The organism is Thiohalocapsa sp. ML1 (genome assembly GCF_001469165.1).
Taxonomy (GTDB): domain Bacteria; phylum Pseudomonadota; class Gammaproteobacteria; order Chromatiales; family Chromatiaceae; genus Thiohalocapsa.
On the sequence record NZ_JABX01000084.1, the window covers coordinates 1 to 10,918 of the forward strand.

The window sequence follows — 10,918 nt, forward strand, 5'->3', positions numbered from 1 at the left end:
CCGAGTGTTTGTACTCGCGACACCGCTCCAGCGGTGTCGCGCGTCTGCGGGCGCTCTGCGCCCAGGCGCGCTGAGGCATGGGCACGGCGGATAGAGACGAGATTCCGACTGGCGCCAAGCGCCGCAGGTCCGCGATCGGCCCGCCCATGAAGTTGACGCGGGCCTCAACGCCCGCACCGAATTCGTGGGACAGTTCACTTAATTCGTGCTCTGCGCGCGGTGGAGAGATAAGTAAACTGTCCCCGGAACTCGCCCCGGAACTCGGTCCTTTGACTGGAGTGTTGACCTCCAGGTCAACACGACCACAGAGCGGGATGCACTGCTGTCGCGACGGGAGCCGACCTGGAGGTCGGCTCTCCGGCCGGGCCCGGCCGGGCCCGGCTCCGGCTCCGGCTCCGGCTCGCCTACGGGAGGTCATCCCTCGCCCTAGCTCGGCGACCTGCTCGCCGCGCCTCGTCTCGCACAGTCCCCCGCCACCGGACCGCTGCAACCGCGCGATAATGCGCGGCCGGCGCTGAGCCGGGCCCCGCCCCGCACCAACCCCCGCTGGGCACCGTCCCAACCGACAGAAGGAAGCCATCGATGCAGTTGGACGCCTGGCTCACCGTCGCCGTCGTCCTGGGCGTTTTGACGTCGCTGGTCATGACCCGCATTGGGCCGGACCTAATCCTGATGGCCGGTCTCACGGCGCTGCTGGTGCTCGGAGTGCTGTCGCCGGCCGAGGCCTTCTCGGGCTTTGCGAGCACCGGCCTGGCCACGGTCGGCGTGCTCTACGTCGTGGTCTCCGGCGTGCTGGAGACGGGGCTCGTTTTCGCCGCCGCGGAGCGCCTCTTGGGCCGCCCGCGCTCGGTACGCCAAGCGCAACTGCGCGTGATGCTGCCCGTGTCGGCGGTGTCGGCCTTCCTGAACAACACGCCGGTGGTGGCGATGCTGGTGCCCGTGATCCAGGACTGGGCGCGGCGCAATCGCCTCGCCGTCTCGAAGCTGCTGATGCCGCTGTCCTACGCGGCCATCTTCGGCGGCACCTGCACGCTGATCGGCACCAGCACCAACCTGGTCGTCTCCGGCCTCGCCGCGGCGGACCCGGCCGTCGCGCCCATCGGCTTCTTCGAGATCGCCTGGGTCGGGCTGCCGAGCCTCATCATCGGCACCGCCTTCGTCATCATCGCCGGGCGCTGGCTGTTGCCGGAGCGCCGCTCCTCCATCATCGAGCCCAGCAGCGCGAAGGAATACGCCGTCGAGATGCTCGTGGAGCCCGGCGCCCAGGTGGTGGGCCGCAGCATCGAGCAGGCCGGGCTGCGCCACCTGCCGGGCCTCTATCTGGCGGAGATCGAGCGGGACGGCTCGATTCTGCCCGCCGTGACGCCGCTGGAGCGGCTGCGTGCCGGTGACCGCCTGATCTTCGTCGGCAACGTCAGCTCCGTCGTCGACTTGTATAAGTTCCAGGGCCTGGTGCCCGCGCCGGATCAGATCTTCAAGCTCGACAACCCGCGCCACGAGCGCATGCTGGTGGAGGCGGCGGTGTCGCCGGAGTCGCCGTGTCTCGGCAAGACGCTCCGCGAGGCGCGCTTTCGCACCCGCTACGGCGCGGTGGTGATCGCCGTCGCCCGCGGCGGCGCGCGGCTCCCGGGCAAGATCGGCGACATCGAGGTCGCCGTCGGCGACACGCTGCTGCTGGAGGCACCGCCGGCGTTCCTGGCGCAGCACCGGCACTCGCGGGACTTTCTGCTGGTGAGCCCGCTGGACGGGGGCTCGCTGCCGCGCCACGAGCGCGCGGGCATCGCCGCGACCATCCTGGTCGGCATGGTGCTGGCCGCGGCCGTTGCCGGCGTGCCGATGCTCACGGCCGCCCTGGTCGCCGCGGCGCTCATGCTCGCCACGCGCTGCACCACCGGGCGCAAGGCCCGGCGCAGCGTGGACTGGTCGGTGCTGGTCACCATCGGCGCCGCCATCGGCATCGGCCAGGCGCTCGAACAAAGCGGCGCCGCCGGCGCCATCGCCGAGACCTGGATCGGCCTTGCCGGGCAGAACCCGTACCTGGCGCTGCTGGCCGTTTATCTCATCACCAGCCTGTTCACGGAGATCATCACCAACAACGGCGCGGCGGTGCTGATGTTCGCCATCGCCAAGGCCACGGCGGCGGGCCTTGCGGTCAGCTTCGCGCCCTTCGTCTTCGCCATCATGATGGCCGCCTCGGCGAGCTTCGCGACGCCCATCGGCTACCAGACCAACCTGATGGTCTACGGCCCCGGCGGCTATCGCTTCGCGGACTTTCTGCGCATGGGGGTGCCGCTGAATCTGCTCATGGCCGCGGTCACGCTCGCCATCGCGCCGCGGGTGTGGCCATTCTGACGCCGTGCCGACGAGGCCCGCCGCGCACCCGTGCCGCCCCGGCCCAACATGCCGGGGATTGGTTTAACATCGCCTCGTGCAGCGGCGCAGATCTTCCGCGACCGTCGCTGATCGTTGTCGCGGTCGTTAACGAGTGCCCCGACGGGCCCGGGATTTCCGCAGCGAAGCAACAGTCGTATTAGTCTCATCCAGCATAGGCGCCCCGTTATCTACTGCCCATGAATCTAAGGGACATCAAGTACATCCTCGCCGTCGCGGAAACGCGGCACTTCGGCCGTGCGGCCGAGCGCTGTTTCGTGAGCCAGCCGACGCTGTCCGGTCAGATCAAGAAGCTCGAGGACCAACTCGGCGTCGTGATCTTCGAGCGCACCAACCGCTCCGTGGAGGTCACGCCCATCGGCGAGGAGATCCTCGCCCATGCGCGCCTGCTCGTGGAGCAGGCGGACGCCATCGAGCAGGTCGCCCGCGCCCATCAGGACCCGCTCGCCGGGCCGCTGCGGGTGGGCGCCATTCCGACGCTGAGCCCGTACCTGATGCCGCTGGTGCTGGTGCCGCTGAAGCACCGCTGTCCGCAGCTCAAGCTGGTCCTGTTCGAGGAAACCACGGATGCGCTCCTGCGCCGACTCGACCAGCACGAGCTGGACGCCGCGCTGCTCGCGACCCCGACCATGAACCCGGACCTCACCGACATCCCGCTGTTCGACGAGCCCTTCTGGCTCGCCCACCCGCGCAATCACCCGCTCTACGACCAGGACGACATCACGCAAGCGGATCTCGAGTCCATCGACCTGCTGCTCCTGTCCGAAGGGCACTGTTTGAGCCAGCAGGTCATGGAGGTCTGCAAGCTCGCGGACCGCCCGCGCACCGGCGAGATGGCAGACCTGCGCGCGGCCAGCCTGGAGACGCTGCTGCAGCTCGTGGGCGCCGGCTTCGGCTGCACGCTGGTGCCGGCGCTCGCCATCCGCGGCAGTTGGATGACCGACAGCGGCATCATCGCCCGCCGGCTCGATCTGCCGGACGCCAAGCGCCGCATCTCGCTGGTGTTCCGCCGCAGCTTCCCGCGCCGCGCGGCGCTGGAGACCTTCGCGGAGGTCGCCCTGGCGCAGTTGCCGAACACGGTGAAGGCCGTCCAGGCATGAGCGCGCCCACCGCCGCCCCGGCGGCGCTCGCGTTCTTCGCCTCCGCCGCCCGCAACCTGGAAACGCTGCTCGCCGAGGAGCTTCGCGCCATCGGCCTTGCGGACGCGAAGGAGACGCGCGCCGGCGTGCGCTTCACCGGCAGCCTGCGCGACGCCTATCGCGCGCTGCTATGGTCGCGGGTCGCGAGCCGGGTGCTGCTGCCGCTGGCGGAGTTTCCGGCAGCGGACGCCGACGCGCTCTACGCCCAAGTCCGCGACATCGACTGGACCTGCCACATCGCCCCGGGGCGCACCCTCGCCGTACACCTGGACGCGGTGCGCTCCGGCATCGACAACGGCCACTACGGCGCGCTCAAGGTCAAGGACGCCATTGTCGATCAGTTTCGCGAGCGCGGCCTGCCGCGCCCGGACGTCGACACCCGCCGCCCGGACGTGGCGCTGCGCTGCACGATCTTCCGCGACCAGGCCACGCTCTCGCTCGATCTCTCCGGCGACCCGCTGCACCGCCGCGGCTGGCGGACGCAGGAGGGCGCCGCGCCGCTCAAGGAGCAGCTCGCCGCGGCGCTGCTGCTGCGCGCGGGCTGGCCGGACATCGCCGCCGCGGGCGGCGGCCTGCTCGACCCCATGTGTGGCGCCGGCACGCTGCCCATCGAAGCGGCGCTGATCGCCGCCGACATCGCCCCCGGCCTGCTCCGCAGCGAGCTCGGCATGCACTGGGGCTGCACCGGCTGGGCGGGCCACGACCGGGCCGCCTGGGACGACCTCCACGCCGAGGCGCGCGAACGCCGCGCCGCAGGCCTCGCCCGGCTCGGGCACCGGGGCTGCCGCATCCGCGGCTCCGACCAAGACCCGCAGGCGGTGCGCGCCGCCGCGGCCAATGCCGCCCGCGCCGGGCTCGCCGGCCATGTGCGCTTGTCGCGCCGCGAGCTCGAAGACGCGGCGCCCGAGCCCGGCGAGCCGCCCGGGCTCGTCATCACCAACCCGCCCTACGGCGAGCGGCTTGGGGGACAGGGGGGCGAGCAGTCCGAGCTGCCCGCACTGTACGCGACCCTCGGTGCGGTGCTGCGCGAGCGTTTCGACGGCTGGCGGGCGGCGGTCTTCACCGGCAACCCGGATTTGGGCAAGGTCATGGGCCTGCGCGCCGCGCGCTTCCACAGCCTCTACAACGGGCCCATCGAGTGCCGGCTGCTGCACTTCGAGGTCCAAGCCGAGGCGCATGTGTCGGACCGCCCGCGCCCGCTGCCGCTCACGGAGCGCGGGCCAGGCGCGGAGATGCTGGCGAACCGGCTGCGCAAGAACCAAAAGGCGCTCGCCAAGTGGCTGCGCGCGGAGGACATCTCGTGCTTTCGGCTGTACGACGCGGACCTGCCGGAGTACGCGCTCGCCGTGGACATCTACGCCTCGGCCGACCCCGCAACACCGGAGCGGCGCTTCGTGCACGCGCAGGAGTACGCCGCACCGGCGGAAGTCGACCCGAAGGCCGCACGGCGGCGCCTGCGCGAGGCCGTCGGCGTCATCGGCGAGGTGCTGGCGGTGCCGGAGCAGGACCTGTTCTTCAAGGTGCGCCAGCGCCAGCGCGGCAGCGCCCAGTACGAGCGCCTAGCCCAGACCGGCCGCTTCCACGTGGTGGCGGAAGATGGCCTGCGGCTCTTGGTGAACTTCGAGGACTATCTCGACACGGGGCTGTTCCTCGACCACCGCCTCACGCGCCGGCTGGTGCGGGAGCTGGCCCGAGACCGCCACGTGCTGAACCTCTTCTGCTACACCGCGAGCGCCAGCGTGCATGCCGCCGCCGGCGGGGCGCGGTCCACCGCCAGCGTGGACCTGTCGCGCACCTACGTGGACTGGGCCAGACGCAACCTGGCGCTGAACGGCTTCAGCGGCCGTGACCACCAGCTCATCCAGGCCGATTGTCTGGAGTGGCTCGCGAACGCGCGCGCCTATCGCGGGCGCTTCGGGCTCATCTTTCTGGACCCGCCGACGTATTCCAGCTCCAAGCGCATGCAGGGCACCTTCGACGTGCAGCGCGACCACGTCGCGCTCATCGACGATGCGCTGGCGCTGCTGGCGCCGGAGGGCGAGCTGATCTTCTCAACCAACCGCCGGCGCTTTCGGCTGGACGACGCGCTGGCCGAGGATGCAACGCTGGAGATTCAGGACATCAGCGCCCGGACCATCCCGCGGGACTTCGCCCGCAATCCGCACATCCACCGCTGCTGGCGGCTGCGGCGGCGCTGAGCCGGCCGGCGCTCAGGAGCCCACGGCGCCCGGCCGGCGGCGCTCCGGCAGCGCCACCTCCGTGAAGGTCGTCACCGGCTCCCCCGTCGGCGGCAGCAACGGGTCACCGGCGCGGCGAAAGGCGCACTGATCGTGGCCGGTGATGGCGTACTCGGTCCAGGTGCCGTCCGGAAAGAACACGGCGTCGCCCACCGGTGCGCCGTCCAGTCGGTAGTGCAGCGAGCCCATGAGCCAGAAGTCCGCCGGCGACGGCTGCTTGTAGCCGAGCGGCGTGCGGAAGGTCGGATGGGTATGGAACACCGGAATGGGCAGGTAGCGCGCGGACATCATCGCGTAGAAGAGCACGTCCGACATCACGCCGCCGAGCCCGCCGCGGGTCAGAAAGCAGCCGACGCGGTCCTCTTCGCTGTCGTAGATGAGGTCCAGCGAAAGCTCTGCGCCGGTGCGCTGCTGGACCAGGAGCGCCACGGCCGGCGTCGCCTTGCCCGGCACGCAGCGCGCGTCGGCGCCGCGGCCGCGCGTCGACACCAGATCGAGCCGCGCGTCGCGCCAGCCGACGATCAGCTCCGCGACGCCGCCTGCAGGCAGCAGCCGGCAGTCACGCCACAGCCGCGGGTCGGGGCGAAAGCAGTCCCGCGCCGCGCTGGACATGCCGCGCCAGAGCTCGGCCGCAAGCTCCGGATTGGACTGATACACCGCCGCGGCATCCCGCCGGCCCAACTCCCGTGCCGACGCCAGCATGCCGAGCGCCATGGGCCAGAGCTGATGCAGCTCGGGAAGCCAAGCGTTATAGCCCACGCGGGCGTGCACGGGCTCGGCCGGGCCGATCAGGAAGCGCCGGTCGCGGGCCGCAGGCGTGCTGTCCGGGTCCTCGCGCCAGTCGTCCAGCATGTCCCTGAGCCTGGGGTTGCCGAGCAGGGTCAGGGCCTCGTGCAACGGCAGCCAGAGCGGCGCGCCGGCGCTGTTCTCTGCACGCAGCGGCAGCGCATCGGCCGGGCACAAAACCATCAGGACCGTGCAGTCGAACTGCTGATACGGCCCTTCACGATAACGCTCTGCGATCCGGAACTCCGCCAGCGGCGGGGCCTCCATCACGGCCTCCTCCAGCAGCTCGCGGCGCCCTTCCTCCCGCACGTCAAGCGTGTGGTTGCGCCGCCCCGGGCGCAGCGCACCGCGGCAGAGTCCCTGCACCGGGCCGTAGCCGCAGGCATGCTCGCGGGTGCGCAACAGCAGCAAGTGGCCCGTCTGCGCATCAATGCACAGCACCTGTACCGTTGCCAACGTCAGCCCTGCACGGTCCAGCATGGCCGTAAGGACGTTCCAAACCGTGGCCTTGAACAGCCGGCGCGACCACTGCGCGAGCCGCACGCGGCGCTGTGGCCATGGATTGAGTGTGGACTCCATTGCGGTGCCGTCTGCTCCCCGGTTACGGCGACGACGCCCGCACATCGGGCGCCTTCTGAGTGCAGGAGTGTAAGCCAGCCGCGTGCAGCGACCAAGGTGCCGACGGATGCGCGTCGGTGAAACCCCGCTCAAGACACCGGAAAACACCAGGACGCGCGCATCCTGGTCTGCCGGGGTTGGTCGGAACTTGAGCAGATCATCGCGCGCCGGAGTCCGCCCTGGCCAAACGCTCCAGTGCCCGCAGCAGCAGCCGGAGCTCGCGCTCCATCGCCTGCTGCACCAGCGCCGTGCCCAGCACCGGCGGCACCGCGAAGTCCGGCGTCAGCTCGGCGCGATACTCGACCCGCACGCCTCCCGCCGATGGCCGCAGGCGCCACTCGGTGCGCCCGGCGCTGAAGTCGCTGCCGGCGGGCACGATCACGGCCACGAGCCGCTCGGGCAGCTCCCGCACGTCCTCCACGCGCTTGAGCTCGCGGCAAAAGAGCTGCTGGATGCAGGCCTCGACCACGGTGGTGACCCGGGCAGCGTAGGGCGCCCGTGCCGGCTCGACGCGGCTGCTGCGGATGGCCGGGTTCAGCGCGCTCAAGCGCGCATAGTCCGTGAGCCGGGTCCGCACCGCCGCCGGCGGCGCCGCGATCTGCATATCCGCGCTAAGCCGGTAGCGCCCGTCGCGATGCGTCACCTCCAGCCCGAGCAGCGACTCGGCACCGGCGGGCGCGCCGAGCAACAGCGCCGACAGGGCCAGCGCGCACGGCCAAGCGGACGCGACCGGTCGCGCCATGGTCAGACCTCGCTCATGCCGCCGTCCACCACGTACTCCGAGCCGGTGACGAAGGACGCCAGATCCGACAGCAGAAAGGCCGCGACATTGGCCGCCTCCCGCGGGCTGCCGAAGCGCCCGAGCGGCACCTTGGTCTTCACCGCCGCCACAATGCCCGCGACCGCCTCCGCCGGCATCCCGGCGCGCGCGAAGAAGTCCGTCTCGATGGGCCCCGGGCTGATCGCATTGACGCGGATGCCGCGCGGCGCCAGCTCCGCCGCCAGCACCCGCACCAGCGTGCGCACGGCGCCCTTCGTGGATGCATAGGCCGCCGCACCCGGCAGCCCGCTGTCGCGCGCCACTGACGTGTTCAGCACCAGCGCCCCGCCGTCGGCCAAGAGCGGCGCCAGCGCCTTCGCCTGGAGCATCGGCCCGCGCACGTTCACGGCAAAGTGCCGGTCGATGGTCTCGGCATCCAGCGCCGCGAGCGGCTGAAAGCGGCCGATGCCGGCGTTGAGAAAGGCCCCGTCCAGCCCGCCCAGATGCTCCCGCACCGCGGCGGCCAGCACATCGGCCGCCGCCGGATCCCCGGCGTCGTTGGCGAGCGCCACCACGCCGGGCAGGTCAAGCTCGAGCTGCGCCAGGCGCTCCGCCGAGGTGCCGGTGGCCAGCACCCGCGCCCCCGCCGCGTGCAGCAGCTCCGCGGCGGCGCGGCCGATGCCGCTGGTGCCGCCGGTCACCAGAAACCGCTTGCCGCCGAAACCGAAGTCCAAACCCTCTGTCATTACGGGACCCTCGCAAGTTGCGCCGGCCGCCGTGCCCATCGGCGAGCATCGGCATTTCCGGCATTTTCGGGATTGCCCCGGAACCCCCGGGGCGCTAAGCTGTCCGACCACTTACATGGGGGCGACTTGGCTTCGACGTGGGTCGCAAAACCCGAGGTGCATGCCGAGGTGCGGGATACCTCGTAAATCCATCCGCAAACTTATAGTTGCCAACGACGACAACTACGCTCTCGCTGCTTAAGCAGCGGGCCTCGCACCGTCACTTGCCTGTGGGCGGCGGATTCGCGGGGTAACATCACACGGGATCGCGATGACGGGGGCCCGGACCTGATTCGCTAAAACCCCAATTCGGGATCGCCAACTGATTGCCCTGTCCCTCGGGCAGCAGAAGGTTAAACACAATAGAGCGGACTAAGCATGTAGTAACCAACGGCAGAGGGCTTGCGGACGCGGGTTCGATTCCCGCCGCCTCCACCATCACCGCGTCCGGGCGGAGTCCCGCCCGGACCACCCGAGACCACCTTAGACCGTTTCGATTCAGCCACTTGCGACGCCTTAGCGCGCGAGGGCGGCATGTCTGCGTTGGTATGGATCGGGCTCGGTTGGGGCACATTTTCGTCACCTTTGGTCACAGCTACTTCACAGCGTTCGCGGGCAAGCATGGCCTCGACGCGCTGCCCTGCGCTCGGGTCCACGTCCGGAATCCAGCGCCCGTAGCGGCGGCGGATCATGCCCCAATCGGCATGACCCATCTGGTTCGCCACCCACATCGGGTTTTCGCCCGCCGACAGCAGCGTGCTCGCGTAGGTGTGGCGGGTCTGATACGGCGAGCGATACCGCACCCCGGCTCGGCGGATGATGTGCGCCCACGCGGTCTTGCGGATCTGCCCGTCGGTCTCCCAGGGCTGGCCCGTGCGAGGATTGAGGAAGACCCGGTCCGACACACCCTCGCTGTAGCCGCGCTGAGCAACCAAGGCTTCGCGCGCTGGCGCGAGGAGCTTGACTTCGCGCTCACCGGAGCGCGTCTTTGGGCATTTCACTTCTTTGCGTACGCTGGCGCGCCGGATGAAGACGACGCCGCGCTGCCAATCCACGTCACCCCATTCGAGGGCGATTAGCTCCCCGGTGCGAAGCCCGGTCCAGAATGCGAATTGAAACAGATGGCGGTGCTGCGCCTCCAGGCAGGCAACAAGAATCGCGTCGCGCTCATCCGGCCTGAAGGGATCAGGCTCGTCCTGATCGACCCGCAGCGCTTTCACGCGCGTCAACGGATTGGCTTCGACACGGCCATCCGCATAGGCCTCGGCGTAAAGCTGGCGCAACGGGATCATGATATTGTTTATCCGCTTCGGCGAGGCGACCATTCCCGCCATCCATTCCCGCACCTGTCTTGCCATGAGTGCGGAGATACCAATACTGCCGAACGCAGGAATCAAGTGCTGCGAGACGGCACTAACATAATCTCGGTACGTGCTCAGCGCGAGGCGCGGCCGCGTAACCGCGAGATAACGCTCCAACTCGCCGGCAATAGTGGCTTTGCTGCGGGCCTGGTCATCGAAGAGCGAGGCTCTGGGGCTATCAGGGAAATGGACAGAGTAGCGGAAGGTGCCAATGGCAATCTCATGATGAATTGCCGCCATCATTCGTTTTGCATGGGCCAAGTTTGATCGACGAAGCCAAAGTCCCGGAGACGAGCGAGCACGCTGGACAGCAGCATTCGGTCCTGTTCGGTGCAGGCGCCGGTTTCGTCGAGCGCGCGCTGGAGGGTGCGGAATGCGACGCTGCCACGCAGCGCGCGACCGTGGTCGAGCCGCTTCGCCACGCTGCGACTCAGCAGGCTGGGTGAATTGTCCCGCAGGGACCGCTCCAGGCTCGGGTCGGCTCGCCGGCGTCCATCCGCCTCGCACGGACGGGGAGAGAATGCGGCACCACTGTCGGGCACGACACTCGGCTGTTGGAGCTGGCGGTAGCGGGCTTTGGCGTAGAGCAACTCCCGAGCTTCGTCGAGCCGTGATGCTCGGCAGATCTCTACCGACACGCAGAGGGTGCCTGTTGGATCATGTTGCCGCAGCCAGTCCACTACGTCATCGGCCACGCTTTGTGGTTGCTCCTGCGCGTTCGTGATTCGGAACAACCCGCTAGAGGCGCCGGTCGAGAGCGGGACTAACCGATGCTCAAAGGCTTCCGCGGTCGCCGTGACCGCCCTTGCGAGCAGATCACTGCCCCCGCGGATGACGCTGA

7 protein-coding genes, 1 other RNA gene and 1 pseudogene are annotated in these 10,918 nt (G+C 69.8%); 4 read left to right on the forward strand and 5 right to left on the reverse strand.

All coding sequences use genetic code 11. The annotated features are described in order from the left end of the window. The first annotated feature begins 582 nt into the window (after positions 1 to 582). The 3 genes from ML01_RS25945 (at position 583) to rlmKL (ending at position 5,728) form a co-directional block, all read left to right on the forward strand. Positions 583 to 2,352, forward strand: coding sequence for an SLC13 family permease (locus ML01_RS25945; protein WP_058558275.1), 1,770 nt, complete (start codon positions 583 to 585; stop codon positions 2,350 to 2,352). 218 nt (positions 2,353 to 2,570) lie between these two features. Next, entirely contained in the window at positions 2,571 to 3,491 is a 921-nt protein-coding gene (locus ML01_RS25950) for a LysR substrate-binding domain-containing protein (RefSeq protein WP_058558276.1), read from the forward strand. Then, a complete protein-coding gene (gene rlmKL / locus ML01_RS25955; protein ID WP_058558277.1) occupies positions 3,488 to 5,728 on the forward strand; it encodes a bifunctional 23S rRNA (guanine(2069)-N(7))-methyltransferase RlmK/23S rRNA (guanine(2445)-N(2))-methyltransferase RlmL in 2,241 nt (746 codons plus the stop codon). Before ML01_RS25950 ends, rlmKL begins: the two co-directional genes overlap by 4 nt. 12 nt (positions 5,729 to 5,740) lie before the next feature. Here the strand turns inward: rlmKL and ML01_RS25960 are convergent, their stop codons facing one another. From ML01_RS25960 to ML01_RS25970, 3 genes are all read right to left on the reverse strand, one after another. Further along, positions 5,741 to 7,132, reverse strand: a complete 1,392-nt coding sequence (locus ML01_RS25960; protein ID WP_058558278.1) for a hypothetical protein — start codon at positions 7,130 to 7,132, stop codon at positions 5,741 to 5,743. 196 nt (positions 7,133 to 7,328) lie between these two features. After that, positions 7,329 to 7,913, reverse strand: coding sequence for an SRPBCC family protein (locus ML01_RS25965; protein ID WP_058558279.1), 585 nt, complete (start codon positions 7,911 to 7,913; stop codon positions 7,329 to 7,331). Between the two features lie 2 nt (positions 7,914 to 7,915). Then, on the reverse strand, positions 7,916 to 8,677 hold the full coding sequence (locus ML01_RS25970; protein ID WP_058558280.1) for an SDR family oxidoreductase: 762 nt from the start codon (positions 8,675 to 8,677) through the stop codon (positions 7,916 to 7,918). Positions 8,678 to 8,794: 117 nt separating this feature from the next. On the opposite strand from ML01_RS25970, the gene ssrA reads away from it, so the two are divergent. Then, positions 8,795 to 9,154, forward strand: a transfer-messenger RNA (tmRNA) gene (gene ssrA, locus ML01_RS28115). A 296-nt stretch (positions 9,155 to 9,450) separates the two neighbouring features. Here the strand turns inward: ssrA and ML01_RS28120 are convergent. Further along, positions 9,451 to 10,338: pseudogene (locus tag ML01_RS28120) on the reverse strand (tyrosine-type recombinase/integrase); the annotation flags it as partial. Next, the coding region (locus ML01_RS28125) for a hypothetical protein (protein WP_216819284.1) at positions 10,317 to 10,918 on the reverse strand (602 nt) is incomplete at its 5' end. The gene ML01_RS28125 and the pseudogene ML01_RS28120, both read right to left, overlap by 22 nt.

Bases quoted from the DNA above. Each gene is read 5' to 3' on its own strand.
- ML01_RS25945 (WP_058558275.1), top strand. From the start codon at position 583: ATGCAGTTGGACGCCTGGCTCACCGTCGCCGTCGTCCTGGGCGTTTTG.
- rlmKL (WP_058558277.1), top strand. From the start codon at position 3,488: ATGAGCGCGCCCACCGCCGCCCCGGCGGCGCTCGCGTTCTTCGCCTCC.
- ML01_RS25970 (WP_058558280.1), bottom strand. From the start codon at position 8,677: ATGACAGAGGGTTTGGACTTCGGTTTCGGCGGCAAGCGGTTTCTGGTG.
- ML01_RS25965 (WP_058558279.1), bottom strand. From the start codon at position 7,913: ATGGCGCGACCGGTCGCGTCCGCTTGGCCGTGCGCGCTGGCCCTGTCG.
- ML01_RS25960 (WP_058558278.1), bottom strand. From the start codon at position 7,132: ATGGAGTCCACACTCAATCCATGGCCACAGCGCCGCGTGCGGCTCGCG.
- ML01_RS25950 (WP_058558276.1), top strand. From the start codon at position 2,571: ATGAATCTAAGGGACATCAAGTACATCCTCGCCGTCGCGGAAACGCGG.